Origin of the sequence: Sphingobacterium sp. lm-10 (assembly GCF_023554555.1) — a bacterium.
Lineage (GTDB): Bacteria > Bacteroidota > Bacteroidia > Sphingobacteriales > Sphingobacteriaceae > Sphingobacterium.
Genome location: NZ_JAMJWC010000001.1, coordinates 717,325 through 734,198, shown reverse-complemented (window position 1 = coordinate 734,198; position 16,874 = coordinate 717,325). Strand labels below are relative to the sequence as shown.

The 16,874-nt window shown below is 42.8% G+C and carries 13 protein-coding genes; 6 read left to right on the top strand and 7 right to left on the bottom strand.

What is annotated here, in order from left to right; translation table 11 throughout:
* The first annotated feature begins 38 nt into the window (after positions 1-38).
* Complete coding sequence (locus tag M8998_RS02845) at positions 39-332, top strand: Rdx family protein (protein WP_249990482.1); 294 nt, start codon at positions 39-41, stop codon at positions 330-332.
* A gap of 9 nt (positions 333-341) precedes the next feature.
* Here the strand turns inward: M8998_RS02845 and M8998_RS02840 are convergent, their stop codons facing one another.
* On the bottom strand, positions 342-1,685 hold the full coding sequence (locus M8998_RS02840) for a neutral/alkaline non-lysosomal ceramidase N-terminal domain-containing protein (RefSeq protein ID WP_249990481.1): 1,344 nt from the start codon (positions 1,683-1,685) through the stop codon (positions 342-344).
* Between the two features lie 56 nt (positions 1,686-1,741).
* On the opposite strand from M8998_RS02840, the gene M8998_RS02835 reads away from it, so the two are divergent.
* The gene (locus M8998_RS02835; protein ID WP_249990480.1) at positions 1,742-2,344 is read left to right on the top strand and encodes an HPP family protein; all 603 of its coding nucleotides are present in this window, start codon (positions 1,742-1,744) and stop codon (positions 2,342-2,344) included.
* Between the two features lie 20 nt (positions 2,345-2,364).
* Here M8998_RS02835 and M8998_RS02830 read toward each other — a convergent pair whose 3' ends face one another.
* Positions 2,365-4,278 carry an amidophosphoribosyltransferase gene (locus tag M8998_RS02830; protein WP_249990479.1) on the bottom strand — a complete coding sequence of 638 codons (1,914 nt, stop codon included), beginning with the start codon at positions 4,276-4,278 and terminating at the stop codon, positions 2,365-2,367.
* An 85-nt stretch (positions 4,279-4,363) separates the two neighbouring features.
* Positions 4,364-4,867 carry a lipocalin-like domain-containing protein gene (locus M8998_RS02825; RefSeq protein WP_249990478.1) on the bottom strand — a complete coding sequence of 168 codons (504 nt, stop codon included), beginning with the start codon at positions 4,865-4,867 and terminating at the stop codon, positions 4,364-4,366.
* Positions 4,868-5,101: 234 nt separating this feature from the next.
* Here M8998_RS02825 and M8998_RS02820 point away from each other — a divergent pair, with 234 nt between their 5' ends.
* Positions 5,102-5,770 carry a DUF4397 domain-containing protein gene (locus M8998_RS02820; protein ID WP_249990477.1) on the top strand — a complete coding sequence of 223 codons (669 nt, stop codon included), beginning with the start codon at positions 5,102-5,104 and terminating at the stop codon, positions 5,768-5,770.
* A 32-nt stretch (positions 5,771-5,802) separates the two neighbouring features.
* Here the strand turns inward: M8998_RS02820 and M8998_RS02815 are convergent, their stop codons facing one another.
* Positions 5,803-6,789, bottom strand: coding sequence for a bile acid:sodium symporter family protein (locus tag M8998_RS02815; protein ID WP_249990476.1), 987 nt, complete (start codon positions 6,787-6,789; stop codon positions 5,803-5,805).
* Between the two features lie 95 nt (positions 6,790-6,884).
* Between M8998_RS02815 and M8998_RS02810 the strand changes: the two genes are divergently transcribed.
* The gene (locus tag M8998_RS02810; protein WP_249990475.1) at positions 6,885-8,093 is read left to right on the top strand and encodes a pyridoxal phosphate-dependent aminotransferase; all 1,209 of its coding nucleotides are present in this window, start codon (positions 6,885-6,887) and stop codon (positions 8,091-8,093) included.
* Between the two features lie 131 nt (positions 8,094-8,224).
* On the opposite strand, the gene M8998_RS02805 is transcribed toward M8998_RS02810, so the two are convergent.
* The 3 genes from M8998_RS02805 to M8998_RS02795 form a co-directional block, all read right to left on the bottom strand.
* Complete coding sequence (locus tag M8998_RS02805) at positions 8,225-12,790, bottom strand: efflux RND transporter permease subunit (protein ID WP_249990474.1); 4,566 nt, start codon at positions 12,788-12,790, stop codon at positions 8,225-8,227.
* Between the two features lie 9 nt (positions 12,791-12,799).
* Complete coding sequence (locus M8998_RS02800; protein ID WP_249990473.1) at positions 12,800-13,933, bottom strand: efflux RND transporter periplasmic adaptor subunit; 1,134 nt, start codon at positions 13,931-13,933, stop codon at positions 12,800-12,802.
* Positions 13,934-14,016: 83 nt separating this feature from the next.
* A complete protein-coding gene (locus M8998_RS02795) occupies positions 14,017-14,346 on the bottom strand; it encodes a hypothetical protein (protein WP_249990472.1) in 330 nt (109 codons plus the stop codon).
* A 242-nt stretch (positions 14,347-14,588) separates the two neighbouring features.
* Between M8998_RS02795 and M8998_RS02790 the strand changes: the two genes are divergently transcribed.
* Positions 14,589-14,741 carry a hypothetical protein gene (locus M8998_RS02790; RefSeq protein WP_249990471.1) on the top strand — a complete coding sequence of 51 codons (153 nt, stop codon included), beginning with the start codon at positions 14,589-14,591 and terminating at the stop codon, positions 14,739-14,741.
* A 60-nt stretch (positions 14,742-14,801) separates the two neighbouring features.
* Entirely contained in the window at positions 14,802-16,868 is a 2,067-nt protein-coding gene (ppk1, locus tag M8998_RS02785; protein WP_249990470.1) for a polyphosphate kinase 1, read from the top strand.
* The last annotated feature ends 6 nt before the right edge of the window (positions 16,869-16,874 follow it).

Here is a 16,874-nt window from a genome sequence, read left to right as displayed (position 1 = left end):
TGTAGGGAATATCTCCGAAAAAAATCTATCTTGTTTGCATGAAACCGACTATACAGATAGAATATTGTCCGAAATGTGGATGGATGCTTCGAGCCGCATACATGGCCCAAGAATTACTCACCACATTTGTGGAGGATGTACACGGTGTTACACTGATTCCCAGCGGCATTAGCGGTAGATATCAAATCCGGATTGATGAGCGCATGGTGTATGACCGAAAGCTGGCAGGTGGATTCCCAGAAATCAAAGCGTTGAAACAATTGATACGCGACGAAATAAATCCAGACAAATCATTGGGCCACTCGGATAAAAAACAAGAAGGTGACCACTAGGTCACCCCGTTAACGGGCAAACTTATCGATAATATCCTTCGCCATCTGTGTAAAATAACCTCCAGAATGATAGCCGTTCCACGACATGGTCGTCGTTTCGTATAGATCGGTATCATATCGTTTATCTGGTGTAATATAACCGACATAGCCACCATTAAAACTCGTGACAATTAAATGCAGACCACGTTGCTGTGCATAGCGATCCAGCTCAGTCATGATTTCTCCAGAAAAATCTGCTGGCATTCCTAGCAATAAAACATCATCAATCTTTGTAATTTTGATGTAAGTAGGGTACGCGCCAAAAAAAGTCCGAAATACCCAAGGACGTAAAGCGTAGTTTAAGCTGATTCGCGCAGACTGCTCTGGCATAGGCACTTCTATATAATCGCTAACCAACCGATCGGCAAGTCTTATGTGCTCATCTTCTTCCCTACTATTGATACGTGAAATGAGACCGTGAGCCATGCCTTCGGCCCAGGCAACATCAGAATCGCCTTCACTCAACGCGCCCATACTGCCGACAGCACCGGACATGAACATTCCAAAGTGTTTGGGCACCCTTTCGATGGAGTCGAGCAACATGCCTGGATAATCACGTGATAACTGTAAAAATTTCCGATTAAGCACCGTTGGGTGTGCTCCATAGGTCACCAGCTGTGCTTGGCTAGAATCCGAACGTTGAAACGTTAGGTTGCGAATCCAGGGATCTATTACACCATCGGCCACGTCCAAACGGTTACGAATATTATCCGCATCTTCTATTTCATCGTAATATACCTCGGCATTCTTCAGGTTAGTAGTGGATGCGATAATGGCGTCTCTAAATTTTTGCGCTAATCTTATTTCTACCTGCTTATCATAAGCACCAGCGAATAAACGGCCTGCTAATTTGAGCCCCCAACCACCTTGCCCATGATGTGTATGCGTTGCATTCAAGTGCACATTAGATAAAGTGATCCCATCTTCTGTGAGCAGAGCTTCCAATCTATCCGTGATATTGGGAGGAATAATCAACATATCGGCCGACAAAAAATAGATTGTGGCACCTGGATTTTTCACCGCAATAACGCGCACATAAAGCGAATCGCGTACGGCTTCATAATGTTTGCCCCACCGATTGCCATAGCCGGCCATTGGTGTAGATGTAAGTGGTGTGATATTGATCTTAGCCCAGCCAACTTGAAAGGGACCGCTATGTTCCTTAAATTGCTTTTGGCCAATAAAATCCTTCCATGCATGATAATAGGTAGTTTCGTTGATCGGGGCACGATCGATCCGTTCTACCAATAGGAATAAAATGCTGAGTACCGAAAGTAGCACAATCAAGAATATTTTTAACGCTTTTTTGATCATAAAAGGTCGTATTTGCATCCTCAATGCTTAATTTCGAATATCGAACTTAGAAGCGCATGAGGAAAGGTATTACAAGGCATTTTAGGGTTTATCGCTATGTTTTTTACAAAGAAACACTGGTTGATTTTAAAGAGCAATTCTGGTCATTTCTCGGGGCCTTTGTCGGTATCGGAATTATCGCCGTAATACAGTCTTTCCAACTACCACAATTGGAAAACGTATTTCTTATCGGCTCATTTGGCGCGTCCAGCGTACTGATTTATGGTGCGATTCAAAGTCCGTTGGCACAACCGAGAAACCTGGTTGGCGGCCATGTCGTATCTGCTTTAGTTGGCGTTACTGTAGGCAAGTTATGTCCAGACATTATCTGGATCACTGCTCCCTTGGCCGTCGCACTGGCTATTGTAGCTATGCAGTTTACCCGTACCCTGCATCCTCCTGGTGGGGCTACTGCTTTGATTGCTGTAGCGAGCGGTACACAAATACACGACATGGGCTACCTCTATGTATTTAGTCCGGTACTTTCCGGCTCCATCATTCTCCTGGTTGTTGCCTTGATTTTTAATAACATCACGGCTAAACGACATTATCCAGTGAAGCGATCTCGATTAAGAAGATCGCGAAGACAACAAATCAAAAAACGCTTTCAACCCAAGTAGTTGAAAGCGTTTTTGTTTCTTTAGTTACTGCTGAAGTAAGCACGTACATTCTTGCCTTCCATCCAGTTCATAAAAGCTCGATTAACAACCTTATTACCTCCTGGCGTCGGATAATCTCCTGAGAAATACCAATCTCCCAAGTGATTTGGACATGCTTTATGCAAGTTTTCCAAGGTTTGAAAGATCACTTCTACCTCTGCATTCAAGTGATGCGGCTTAATGATACGCGCAATCTCATCCGATACCTCCTGTGGTTCAAAAGGCTCATAAATCGCCTTCACATAGTTATCTACCTCATCCTTAGGCTTCGTAAGAGAAGCTAAACATTTCTGATATACATCTTCAATGATATGTGCTAAACCACGCTGCTTCAATAAAGAGATAGCGGCTTCAAAAGCAACAAATTCCCCCATTCTAGACATGTCGATACCGTAGCAATCGGGATAGCGAATTTGAGGTGCCGAAGACACGATCACGATCTTCTTCGGATTCAAACGATCCAATATTGTTAAGATACTTTGCTTTAAGGTAGTTCCGCGCACAATAGAATCATCGATAGCGACGATGGTATCTTCATGATCACGCACAATACCATAAGTGGTATCATATACATGCTGTACCATGTCTTGACGATCCGCATCCTGGGTAATGAACGTACGCAACTTAGCGTCTTTTACATTCAATTTTTCAAAACGGGGCTGAATGCTTAGCATATCGTCTAGCTCGCTATCCGATATTTTGTCGGCGCGTTGCAATAAAACTTCCTTTTGATGTCTGCGTACATATTCCTGCACCCCCTCCATCATACCATAATAAGACACTTCTGCCGTGTTAGGTATAAAACTGAAAACGGTATTCTTAATATCATACTGTACAGACTCTAGTACCTGCGGACAAAGAAGCTTACCTAAAGCCTTACGCTCTTTATAAATATCTGCATCGGAGCCGCGGGAGAAATAGATGCGCTCAAAAGAACAGGATTTCTGCTCGGATGGTTCGCGAAACATCTCTTGCGTGATGGTACCATCCTTTTTAGCAATCAGCGCATAACCAGGTTTGATCTCCTGTACACTCCCTAACGGTATATTGAATGCGGTTTGTATCACCGGGCGTTCGGAAGCAACCACCAATACTTCCTCATCCTGATAGTAAAATGCTGGGCGAATTCCTGCAGGATCGCGCATCACGAACGCATCACCATGTCCGAATATACCGGCAATCGTGTATCCACCATCCCAGGTTTTAGCAGAACGGGTCAAAATCTTGGAGACATCCATGTTTTTACCAATCTGCGCGCTGATTTCAATGTTAGAATAGCCGTCGCGTTTAGCCTGATCGAATAATTCCTGGTTTTCTTCGTCTAGGAAATGACCAATCTTCTCCAAAACAGTAACCGTATCGGCTTGTTCTTTAGGATGTTGCCCTAAGTCATAGAGCTGTTGAAGCAGTTCATCGACATTGGTCATATTGAAGTTACCGGCCAAGACTAGGTTTCGGGTCATCCAGTTATTCTGACGAAGAAATGGATGGCAGCTTTCTATGCTGTTTTTACCATGCGTACCATAGCGTAGATGGCCCAATAATACTTCTCCGGTAAAGCTCACATTGTCTTTTAGCCATTGTGGGTTTTTGGATTGCTCGGGGTAAGCCTTGTTTACTGCGGCAAATTTCTTCTGCACATATTCGAAAATATCCGCTACTGCAGTAGATCCCATCGCTCTATATCGTGAGATGTATCGGTTTCCCGGCTTCACATCAAATTTAATAGTTGCTATACCCGCACCATCCTGACCTCTATTATGTTGTTTCTCCATCAAGAGATAGAGCTTATTTATCCCATAATAAGGCGTGCCATACTTTTCCTGATAGTAAGAGAGGGGTTTTAATAAGCGGATCATTGCAATTCCGCACTCGTGTTTTATTGCGTCACTCATAGTTCCTTTTGAAGTGACAAAGGTACAGAAATATTGCACATAATTGTGCAAACAAAATGCGTAAACGATGAGAATAAATTACGTGCTAAAGGATATTGATTTTACGCTTGGCGATATTTAAGGAATGATCTTTACGTTGAATCAATTCCGGCTTTTCCATCCGTTGCCAAGTCATATAGCTATTCACCATTTTTCCGTGCGAAAGAATGGGTCTGGTAGATTTCAGGTATAAAATATCTGCTTCAAACGTAACATCTCGTTCTACCGTTTTGCCGATCAGGGCTGGTGTAACCGATGTAATGACTTCGTGTACAACGGTAGCTTGCCGATTATCGGTATGATATGAACCACTAAACACCAAAAAATTACGATAATTAATATCCAGGTATTTGGCACTATCTGCTAATAACGTTTCCTCCTTATCATCTGTACCTGCAATCTGCACAGACATATACCCATCTGCCGAATAAATCAATATGCCATTGGGTGTATTTCCAAGAGGGAAAAATGAATCGGCGCCATCAGTTGATATCTCAATATAAGATAGCAGCTTCCACGCTCCTGTCAATTCATTTTTTATTGATGTCATATTAGCTGGTTTTATGATGGTCTATTACTAAGATAACGGAATTTAGCACAAATTAGTTTACCTCTGTATTGAAATACTTTATTTGACTTCACCGTGATTATGTTATTCTTCTATTGCATGGCAATTTTATTGCCAATAAAAATATGAATTGCACTTTGTAGCACTTATAATTCGTAAAGCGTTCACTAAGACATAGAAAAATGATAGAATAAAATCGTATAAATGTATTGCAGCATGAAAAAGACCGTAAAACTACTCTTGTTATTAACTGTTATTGTACTGGCCAATAGTTGCCTGAAAGATGATAGTGTTCGTCAACCTTTTGCGGTTTTGACAGTGATTAATGGCTATACCGCAGAGCCTCGCCTTACCTTTGCATTGGATCGTAACAATTTTCATACAGGCAACTATACAACGGCTCAAAGCTATGATATCGCCATTGGCAATCGTGCATTCTCCTACCGAGGTGCCGCTGCTCAAAACCTGGTCGACACTACTTTTCAAATCGTACCGTCGACATTCTATTCTGCTTTTGCATATGGCACGCCGTCCGATCCCAAGGTACTTCTTACCAAGGATTCTGCAGCACGTGATCTTGGAGCAAGAGCGGCCGTGCGCTTTATTCATCTGGCGAATGACGTGGATGCTGTACAACTTTACCTTGGAGAGCAACCCGTAGAAGGAATTGCGATGCGAACCCAAGAAACAGCAAGTAGTGTAAATACTAGTCAAGTGTTTGTTCCCATTACAGCAGGTAATAATACTTTCACGGTAAAAGACAGCGCTGGCGACGTATTGGCTACATCTCGTAATATATCCATGAATAGTGGTATGCATAGGACATTGATTCTTTGGGGAACTCGCGGTAACGAGGCCACCCCATTGCGTCTAGTTTCCTATTAGCAAATAGGCACACGATTTCAATGGTATATCGCTTACGGCATTAAGGGCTCTGCTTCTTCTGCTTGTTTATGATAGCGCTGTGCTATAATAGTAACTACCAAGATTTGAAATGCGTGGAATATCATTAACGGTAAAAAATAAAGCCCTGCGGAGGCACTGTTAATAAATAGGAATTTTCCAAATACACTACCATGTGTAAGAGATTTCTTCGAACCGCAAAATAGTGCTGTAATACGATCTGCTCGATTGAATTTGAAGATCTTCTTGTTGAGCAGATCTACTATAAACCAAATGGCAAAGAACAAGAAAATCGTACCACCAAATACGGCTAACAGATACGTGCTATCAATGGTATTAAATATACCGCTAACGAAAGATTCTGCAAAGCTGCTATACACGATTAGTAAGATAACCGCCTTATCAAATTTGGAAAGCATATTGTTATACTTCGCCGCCCATGCACCCAGGTACCGCTGTAGGAATAAACCCAGAATAACCGGAAGTATAATTTCTTTGATCAACCCAAGATAAACATCTCCCAACACCTCTACTTCTCCAAAATCAAGAAACAACTGCATCCATAAGGGGGTAACAATCACCCCGATTAATCCCGAAATGCTGGCATTAAAAATAGCAGCTGGAATATTGCCTTTTGCAATAGAAACCATCACAACGGAAGATGATACGGTGGATGGCAAGGCGGCCAAAAAGAAAAATGATAACCAAAACTGCTCCTGCAACGCCGTGTGAACTAAAGGACGGAATGCAATCACTACCAAAGGAAATAGAAGAAAGGTGAAACTTTGTACAGCTAAATGTAGGCGCCAATTTTGCAAGCCATCTTTAATCTTCTGAAAACTCAACTTTAATCCGTAGAAAAAGAAAATCAAAGCGACACCAATAGAAGTAGCACTCTCTATTAATTGGCCATCATTTATGAGTACTAAATTGGGGAATAGATAAGCGATTAGGATGGATAGAAATAGAAATAGGATAAAGGGATCGAATTTTAACTTCATGATGTTTTTCGTTGGGTGGCAAATATAATAACTTATGACAAATTTGTAAGGAAGTCGGCACTATACTGCAAACTATATAATATATTTGTATTACCATGAGTACAACTTCATTTCTATCGGACAGGATAAATAATTTATCTGAGTCAGCAACCTTAAAAATGACCAAACTAGGTCGTGAACTAGCGTCACAAGGAATTAATGTGATTAGCCTAAGCGTGGGTGAACCGGACTTCAATACGCCGGAGCACGTAAAGGAAGCCGCAAAGAAAGCACTGGATGAAAACTATACCCGCTATTCGCCCGTACCGGGCTACCCGGATCTTCGTCAGGCTATTGTTGATAAGCTGAAGAAGGAAAATAATCTAGATTACGATATCTCGCAAATTGTCGTTTCTACAGGTGCGAAACAGTCGCTTTCTAATGTGATTCTTACCTTGATCAATCCTGGTGATGAGGTGATTATCCCTACTCCTTATTGGGTATCTTATTCTGAAATGGTGACCCTAGCGGAAGGAAAATCGGTATTTATCAATACCGAGATTGAATCTGACTTCAAAATCACACCAGCACAACTAGAAGCAGCTATCACTCCAAAGAGCAAATTGTTTATGTTCTCCTCCCCTTGTAATCCGACGGGGTCTGTATACAGCCAGGATGAATTGGCAGCCTTGGCAAAAGTATTTGAGAAACATCCTAATATTTTCATTATCTCTGATGAGATTTATGAGCACATCAACTTCGGTACAGCACACGCATCGATTGCACAATTTGACACGATTAAGGATCGTGTGATCTTGGTCAATGGCTTCTCCAAAGCATTTGCGATGACAGGATGGCGCTTAGGTTATATCGCAGCCAGCAAAGAAATTGCTGCTGCTAATGATAAACTGCAAGGACAGACAACCTCAGGAACCTGCTCTATCGCACAACGTGCAGGTATAGTAGCCTACGAGCAAGGTTTGGACAGTGTCAACGAAATGAAAGAAGCTTTCGCACGCCGTCGTCAGTTAGTTTATGACTTGTTGCAAGATATCCCTGGTGTAAAAACTAATTTACCAGAAGGTGCTTTCTATTTCTTTCCAGAGATCAGTTCTTTCTTCGGAAAGAAATATGGCGATGGCAATGTTATCAAAGACTCGGCAGACCTCGCCTTATATTTATTAAATGTAGGCCATGTGGCAACTGTCGGGGGTGACTCTTTTGGTAACAACAATTATATCCGTTTGTCGTATGCGGCCTCTGATGAGAACCTTCGCGAAGCATTACGTCGTATTAAAGAAGCTTTGAGCAAATTGGTCGATTAGTTTTCGGAAAAAAATTAAAAAGCACCGCGGTGCTTTTTAATTGAATATAAACGGTAACGGGGGGGTCTTATTGACCCCCCCGTTTCGATAACACCCTTTCGAACATCAATAGGTAGTATTGGTCTACTAGGTTATCGCCATCCTCCTCCCAGTGCCTTATATAGCAATATTTGATTTATTGCTCTTTCTTTCATGACATTTACGGCATTAATTTGAGCATCCACTGCTTCCTTTTGCGCAGTGAAGATATCCAGATAGGTTACCCGCCCCGCAAAGAATAGCTCATTGGCCGCTTCAATGGATGCATCTAGCGCATCCACATTATCATTCACGTGTACCGCCCTATTTTCAATGGCTTGTTGAGTTTGTATAATATTAGAGACTTCGTTAAAGGCATTGAGTACACGCTTCTCATACTCCAAAAATGCAACACCGTAGTTGGCCTGTATAATGGCATATTGGGCTTGTAAATTGCGTTGATTAAGTATTGGCATCGTAATGCTCCCTAATATGCCATAGGTTAAGGATCGGTTAACATTCAGCAATTGATCTAAATGAAAACTCTGTAAACCTAAATAAGGACTCACCGCTACCGAAGGCAGAAAGTTAAGTCGTGCCGCCTCCTGTTCATTAGCAGACGACAGCATACTAAAATAAGCCGACCGAATGTCCGGACGATTATTCACCAATTGATCCGGCGTACCTACTTGCAACGTATCAAACAAAGGCCAAGTAGATTTATCCTGTATCGCCCTTGTAATCGGCTGGTAAAAACGTCCGATCAGAGAGTTGATATGATGTTCATACATCACGATCTCCTGCTTCACCATTTCCCGGCTAGCCTTGGTGCCGGACAATAATGCTTTAAATTGCTGCACACCCAACTCAGTCGCTTTACCGGCCTCTTTCTGTATCTGCATCAATTCGAGCACATCTTCATGCAACTGTATATTTTCATCGTAAACGCTGACCATCCGATCCAGCGCCATCAGTTCGTAATATGTCTCAGCAATACTGGATACCAATTCTGTCTCTAACAGACGGCGCGCCTCGTTCTCTGCAAGAATGGTCTGAAATGCCGCTTCGCGCCGATTCCGTAATTTTCCCCACAGATCCAGCTCCCAAGAAGAGCGAAGACCAACAAAATAGTCGGGAATTGCTGGCTCTGGGATCTTTTCTTTTTCTGTGAGGTTTTCAGAGAAATTAGAATCGTAATTACCGATCCCTTCTTCCGTATAATGCCCATATTTGGTTAAACCTGCCTCCGCAGCAGCTTCCAACTGTGGTAATAAGGCTGCTTTACGCTGTTTGAAATAAGCTTGCGCAGACTCGATCCGGCGGAGTGCCTGCTGTAAATCTCGATTTTGCAGGAGTGCAGTGTCTATCAACGATATCAGCATCTCATCTTTAAAGACGCTGCGCCATGGTAGTCGCGATATGTTCTCGGCAGAGTCTGCCGAGAAATCATTAAATGTGGTCGGCGTAGCCATTTCCTCCGGCTTAGCCGTTTTCTTCGGAACGGTACACGATGTGATAAACAAACCGAAGAAAACCAATATGCCAACGATTTTTGCCCCTTTACCACCAGTCTTAACCTTTTTCGGTGTCTTGGAAAATAGCACAATTAATCCTGGAATAATGATAACCCCTAGCAAGGTCCCGATCACCATACCTCCTACAGAAGCGGTACCAATACTACGATTACCAAGCGCACCCGCTCCTGTAGCGAGCATCAACGGAATCAAGCCTGCCACGAAAGCGAAAGAGGTCATGAGTATCGGCCGTAAGCGGGCCACAGCACCTTCTATGGTAGCTTCTAAAATAGAAGCCCCAGATTGTCGCTTCAAGACGGCATATTCTACAATAAGAATCGCATTCTTGCCCAACAAACCAATCAGCATTACTAAGGCTACCTGAGCATAAATATTGTTTTCCAATCCCAAAAGGTTCAGTAAAAGAAAAGCGCCAAACAATCCAGCTGGCAAACAAAGAATTACGGGCAGCGGCAACAAAAAGCTTTCATATTGAGCAGATAGCAACAGGTATACAAAAACCAGACAAAGTACAAATACGTAAGCCGCCTGATTACCCGATATTTTCTCTTCACGTGTCATCCCCGACCACTCTATGGTAAAACCTGGTGGCAACTCGGCTGCCAAGGTTTCCACCGCTTCAATCGCCTGTCCGGAACTAAAGCCGGGAGCCGCCTGTCCGGTCACTAAAGCAGAATTGAACATGTTATAACGAGTAATCTGCTCTGGGCCATACACACGCTTCATGCGAATAAAGGATGAGTACGGCACCATGCTCCCATCATTAGTTTTTACATGCATCCGTAATACATCCTCGGGGCGGGATCTGGAGAAAGCATCCGCCTGCACCATCACCTTATACATCTGCCCGTAGCGTATGAAGTTCGTCGCATAAATACTCCCCATCAATGTCTGTAGGGTATTCATAGAATTTTCAACAGAAATCCCTTTCTTAGCGGCTAAGTCATAGTCGATCTCTAACAAATACTGCGGGAAATTCACGTCGTAGGTAGAACTGGCTGCATCTATTGCCGGATGCTTATTCATATCCTCAATAAACTGTTCCAGAATCTCGGCCGTTTCTTGTAAGTCGTCGTTTCCACTACGATCCAATAAGCGCAATTCAAATCCAGCGGCATTACCAAAGCCCGGCACCGTCGGTGGTGGGAAAAACTCAATCAGCCCATCCGTGATGTGGTCTGTATTCGCATATAGCTCCTTCATCACGTCTTCCACGGTTTTGGATCTATCCGACCAATCGGCCAGATTGATCATGCCCATCCCATAGGATGAACCCGACACCTCCGTTAAAATACTATACCCTGCTAAAATAGAGACCGTTTCCACTTCTTCCATCCCTCGGGCTATCTCATCAATCTCGTTCAGTACTGTTTCTGTCCGATCTACCGTAGCTCCCGGTGGTGTAGTCACCGCGACATAGATCATCCCTTGATCTTCAGTCGGGATAAAGCCTCCCGGCAAAATGGATCCAGCACCATAAGCCGCGATAAAGAATACAACAAGCATGCTCAGCGTGACGATGCGCCGGCCACTGATTTTCCACAATACATTTTTGTAGCGGCCTGCTATGCGGTCGTACACGGTGTTAAATCCTTTAAAAAATTTAGCCAATATCCCTTTCCTCTCCTTTTCATCATGTGGAGAACGCAAGATAATGGCACACAAGGCTGGTGTTAAGGTTAATGCATTTAGCCCTGAAATGACGATGGCAGAAGCCAGCGTAAGCGAGAACTGTCGGTAAAAAATTCCTACCGGCCCTTCCAAAAAGGCGACCGGGACAAATACGGCAGACATCACCAGCGTAATGGCAATAATGGCTTTACCTACATCATTCATCGCTGCAATAGTCGCCTCCATCGGGGGCAGATGCTCTTCTTCCATCTTGGCATACACCGCTTCTACCACAACGATGGCATCATCTACGACAATCCCGATCGCCAATACCAAGGCAAATAAGGTCAATAGATTAATGGAGAAGCCCATCATATGGATAAAGAAGATGGCACCAACCAGACACACCGGAACGGCAAATACGGGAATAATTGTCGCGCGGAAATTCTGTAGAAAAATAAAAATAACCAAGAAAACCAAAATAAAAGCTTCAATCAGGGTTTTTAATACACTGCTGATGGAGGCATCCAAAAAGCGGGATACATCGTAGCCCATCGTGTAGGTCATGCCCGAGGGAAATTGACTTTCCTTTAGCTCCGCCATTTTTTCCTTCACTCTTTTGATGACATCCTGCGCATTCGAGCCTGGGAGCTGCTTCATCATAATGGAAGCAGATGGCCGGCCATCCGTTTTGGATACCATCTCATAGTCCAGCGAGCCGAACTCTACCTGAGCAACATCTCGTATGCGGATAATCGTTCCATCACTGTTAGCTCGAATAGGGATATTTTCGTATTCATAAGGCTCAGAGAATTTCCCTGGATAACGCAGTACATATTGCTGCATGTTGATCATTTTATCGGAGCTGATTCCGGTCTGACCGGGTGCCGCTTCAATATTCTGCCGACGCAAAGATTCAATCACTTCTTCCGTGGAGATGGAATAAGCGGCTAAACGAGCCGGATCTACCCAGATGCGCATGGCATAATCACGCATGCCCATGATCTCCGCAAAACCTACACCTTCAATACGCTTCAGCTCTTTTAAGATGTTGATATCCGTGAAGTTATAAATAAAACGTTCGTCGGCGGTTTCATCTTCCGTGAAGATATTGAGGTACATCAGCATAGAATTCACCTCTTTTTCGGTGATCACCCCTGCTTTAATCACTTCCTCTGGCAATTCATCCAATACCGTTGCCACGCGATTTTGTACACTTACCGCCGCCACATCGGGATCCATGCCTACTTTGAAAAATACCTGAATGAGTGTCGTGCCATTATTGGTGGATACGGAACTCATGTAAGTCATTCCAGCAACTCCATTTATAGCGCGTTCTAAGGGAATGGCTACGGCATTGGTACTTACTTCTGCGTTCGCACCAATATAATCGGCCTTCACCATAACGGATGGTGGCACGATATCTGGAAATTGGGTGATAGGAATCGTAAAAATGGACAAAATGCCCAGTAAACTGATAAATATAGATATGACCAGTGAAAGCACCGGTCTCTTTATGAAACTTTCAAACATGCTTTAATCTTAGTCTTCGTTTTCTTTAAATTTTGCTACTTTAGGATTGATGGTCATGCCATCGCGCAAGCTTTGTACGCCTTCATAAACGACTTGGTCGTTGGCATTCAGCCCACTGTTAACCACGTAAAAATGCCCAACGCGTTGTCCGGCTTTGAATGGGGTCATTTTGATGGTGTTATCGTCTTGTAGCACGTACACGTACACTTTATCCTGAATTTCTAATACGCACTTCTGGTGTACAAATAACAGGTTTCCAGTAGCCAAAGGAACGGCAATCTTACCGGAAGCACCATGGCTGAGCAACAGTTTCTCATTTGGAAAGCGCGCTCGGAGAGAGATAGAACCTGTTTGAGATTCAAACTCACTTTCTACAATCTCGGCAAAGCCCTTACTGGGGTAGCGATCGCCGTTAGCAAGCAGAAGCTGCACCTCTTTACGGTAACTATTTCGGTTGAAATTAGAATCTTTGGCCAGCGTAAGGTATTCCGATTCGGAAATATCAAAGTAAACATTGACTTGACTAAGGTCGGATATGGTGGTCAATAAGCTACCCTCATTTAATAAGGAACCCTCTTTTAGTAAGATGCGGTTGATGCGGCCATCAAATGGAGCACGGATTTGTGCAAAGGATAGTTGTGTCTGAGCCTGTTGTACCATCGCATCTGCCTCTGCTATTTTTGCTTTTGCAGCACGCAATTGTACTGCAAGAAGCTCATATTCCGTTTCACTGACGATGTTTTTATCGACCAGCTTCTTGGTCCGCTCAATCTCTAGTTCTATTTTTTTGGCATCTGCCTGAGCACTACTTCGCAGTGCCGTTGCTTTCGCTAATTCAGCTTTGTATTCGTCCGAATTCAAGCGAAAAAGCACTTGACCTTTTCGAACTTGAGCACCTTCATCTACATGGATGCTTTCTAGGAAACCCGTCAATCGGGATCGCATCTCCACGTTCTTAAACGCCTGTATATCGGCAATATACTGTTTATAAACGGTGGTATCCATCTCAATTAGGTGCGTTACCGGGATGGATCTACGTGTTGTTTTCTTTTCTGTATCGTTCTCATTGCTTGAAGCCGAACAGGCAGCCATCATGGAGAGAGTTGACATGCTGAGTACCCAAGCAAAAATTCTATTCCTCATAAATAATTAATGTAAAAACTAAAATGTACATGGATCGCCCACGTCCGTCGTAGGCAATAGTAAAACAAGAATCTGGAAAGAATTTAGAATGGCCTTAGCCTATACAAAAAAGTATAGTACCCGGGTGTGGAGCACATTTTGGATACGTAGTTAGGGTGATCATGACAACGGAAGTTGTCGACGTCGGAAAATAAATAGCCCGCAAAAAATAAAAATACAGGGAGTATACAACTTAGTGCCTGGCTGATACCACGAAAATCTTCGTACACGATCTCTGGGTCTGCGGGGTCGCAAACTGGATCGCCATCAATATCCATGATATCTTCTAAGATAAACTCCACCAACGTGTCAGTCACAAGCTCTGCTTGTCCGTACAGCATTTCCATATGCCGGCTTTTGTCAAACGTGAGCATATTAAGAAAACTAAGTAACGACAGAAGATGAATTATCTTAGTAACCATATGATGTTCAAATATAGTGTTTATTGTACACTATTACCTATCAATTGTTTTAATACGTAAAGGATATAAAGATAATCTCCTATAAATTTTACATAACAGACAAAGATTTATGGATTATATGTTATATTTAACTACGTATTGAGACAATTTTAGAAAAACCAATTCGGCAGATATTGGTTATAAACCTGATAATTATGTGGCGTAAGAAAAATGTATCCTGTTCAGACGGTAAGGTATCGAGACACCCTTTCCTTCGGAAGAAATCTACAAAAAAATCGGCCTCGCCTGCGTCTTTGGCGCAAACGATCGCACGGGAATTGATTGAATCTAGTAGAGGGTTGAATTAACATCATCTTAATATTACTTACATATGCAAGGGCTAATTTTGGGGCAATAGATCACATTACATGTCTAAGAAGTACAATCCGAGAGATATCAGTTGGTTAAGTTTTAATGATCGCGTTTTGCAAGAAGCGGCAGATCCCAGCGTACCGCTTCCTATGCGGATCAAATTTTTAGGAATATTTTCCAACAATTTAGATGAGTTTTTTCGGGTACGCGTAGCCGGATTGAAGCGAGCATCAGAGATTAAAGATAAAACGGCGATGGCTTCTTTCTTCGATGACCCATCGGTGATACTCGAGGAGGTGCACAACATTGTCATCAGACAACAGAAAAAGTTTGACCAGATCTGGAAAAATGTCCGCAAGGAAATGGCTAAACAGAACGTCTTCATTCGCGCAGCAGATGAATTGACCGTCGAGCAGGTCGCGTATGTAAAAAATTACTACAGCGAGAAAGTGGAAAGTAATATCATCCCACTGTTGTTAGACGATGTACGCCCGATGCCCTATCTCCGAGACAAAAGCCTTTATATGGGCATTGCCATGAAGAAATCCCAGTGGCAATACGAGACTAAATTTGCGATCATAGAATTGCCTACCCGACTGGTTGGTCGTTTTTTAATTGTTCCCTCCGATCGTAAGAGCGACAAAATTGTGGTCTTACTCGAAGATGTAATCAAAGTAAACCTACCTCATATCTTCTCTTATTTTGGGTTTGATGAATTTCACGCGCATGCCTTCAAAATTAGTAAAGACGCCGATTTTGATCTTGACAATGACGTGAATACAACCTTAGTAGAAAAGATCACCAAAGCAGTCAAAAATCGTCGTAAGGGAAAACCCACTCGCTTTGTCTTCGACAAAAACATGGACGCAAACCTGGTGGAATTTTTGATTAAGAAGCTTAATCTGAGCAAGAAAGACAGCATTATTCCCGGACAGAAAATCCATAATTTCAAACACTTTATGGACTTTCCAAATGTGTTTAAAGCCTATACAAAGCCTGCAGAACGTACAGCATTTGATCATCCTGCATTTGTAGAGGGTAAGCGCATAACCGATGTGATTACTCAAAAAGATATACTGTTATCCTTCCCCTACCACACCTTCGATCCCGTGATTGATCTGCTTCGTGAAGCAGCCATGGACCCTGATGTGAAATCTATTCGTGTTACGATCTACCGGATGGCAACCAACTCAAAAATTGCCAACGCGCTGATTAATGCTTCTCGGAATGGTAAAGAGGTGACAGTAATGATAGAGCTTCGAGCTAGGTTTGACGAAGAGCATAACTTGGAATGGAAAGACCGATTTGAAATGGAAGGCATCGAGGTGCTGCTCGGTATTCCTAACAAAAAGGTACATGCCAAACTATGCATTATTAAAAAACGGGCTGGTGGAAAAACCATTCAATATGGCTTTGTAAGCACTGGAAATATTAATGAGAAGACTGCAGCGCTATATGGTGACTATTGCCTCATGACCAGTGATCGTAGGATTATGGCGGATATCAACAAGATTTTTAACGCGCTATCTAAACCTAAAATCGATCTGGACAATCAGCTATCTGCTTGTAAGCACCTATTGGTCTGCCCGACCTCCATGAGACAAAAACTGGTTACGTATATCGATAAGGAAATTGCAGAAGTACAGGCTGGACGTAAAGGACATATGATCATTAAGATAAATTCATTGAGCGACAGAGATCTTATCAAAAAGCTGTACGAAGCTGCAGAAGTAGGCGTCGAGATTGATTTGATCGTACGCGGAATCTATTGCGCCGTAAATCAAAAACGTTTCAAACAACCTATCCGTGCAATAAGCATTATTGATGAATTCCTGGAACATGCACGCGTGATGTATTTCTACAATGCTGGGCATGAACACATCTTCATTTCTTCTGCCGATTGGATGACACGAAATCTGGATCACCGTGTCGAAGCGGCCATACGCATTACCAATCCGGACATTAAGAAGCAGTTAAAAGATATGCTATGTATCCAACTCAAAGACAATGTAAAAGCTAGATATCTGGACGAGAATTTGAGCAATGAGTACGTAGCAGATGAATCAGAAGCTTATCGATCACAGCTGAAAACCCATCAATACCTGAAAGAGTTGCTATCTTAAATTACT

Coding starts and splice junctions, on each gene's coding strand:
- M8998_RS02845 (WP_249990482.1), top strand. CDS start 39: ATGAAACCGACTATACAGATAGAATATTGTCCGAAATGTGGATGGATG.
- M8998_RS02840 (WP_249990481.1), bottom strand. CDS start 1,685: ATGATCAAAAAAGCGTTAAAAATATTCTTGATTGTGCTACTTTCGGTA.
- M8998_RS02835 (WP_249990480.1), top strand. CDS start 1,742: ATGAGGAAAGGTATTACAAGGCATTTTAGGGTTTATCGCTATGTTTTT.
- M8998_RS02830 (WP_249990479.1), bottom strand. CDS start 4,278: ATGAGTGACGCAATAAAACACGAGTGCGGAATTGCAATGATCCGCTTA.
- M8998_RS02825 (WP_249990478.1), bottom strand. CDS start 4,867: ATGACATCAATAAAAAATGAATTGACAGGAGCGTGGAAGCTGCTATCT.
- M8998_RS02820 (WP_249990477.1), top strand. CDS start 5,102: ATGAAAAAGACCGTAAAACTACTCTTGTTATTAACTGTTATTGTACTG.
- M8998_RS02815 (WP_249990476.1), bottom strand. CDS start 6,789: ATGAAGTTAAAATTCGATCCCTTTATCCTATTTCTATTTCTATCCATC.
- M8998_RS02810 (WP_249990475.1), top strand. CDS start 6,885: ATGAGTACAACTTCATTTCTATCGGACAGGATAAATAATTTATCTGAG.
- M8998_RS02805 (WP_249990474.1), bottom strand. CDS start 12,790: ATGTTTGAAAGTTTCATAAAGAGACCGGTGCTTTCACTGGTCATATCT.
- M8998_RS02800 (WP_249990473.1), bottom strand. CDS start 13,933: ATGAGGAATAGAATTTTTGCTTGGGTACTCAGCATGTCAACTCTCTCC.
- M8998_RS02795 (WP_249990472.1), bottom strand. CDS start 14,346: ATGCTCACGTTTGACAAAAGCCGGCATATGGAAATGCTGTACGGACAA.
- M8998_RS02790 (WP_249990471.1), top strand. CDS start 14,589: ATGTGGCGTAAGAAAAATGTATCCTGTTCAGACGGTAAGGTATCGAGA.
- ppk1 (WP_249990470.1), top strand. CDS start 14,802: ATGTCTAAGAAGTACAATCCGAGAGATATCAGTTGGTTAAGTTTTAAT.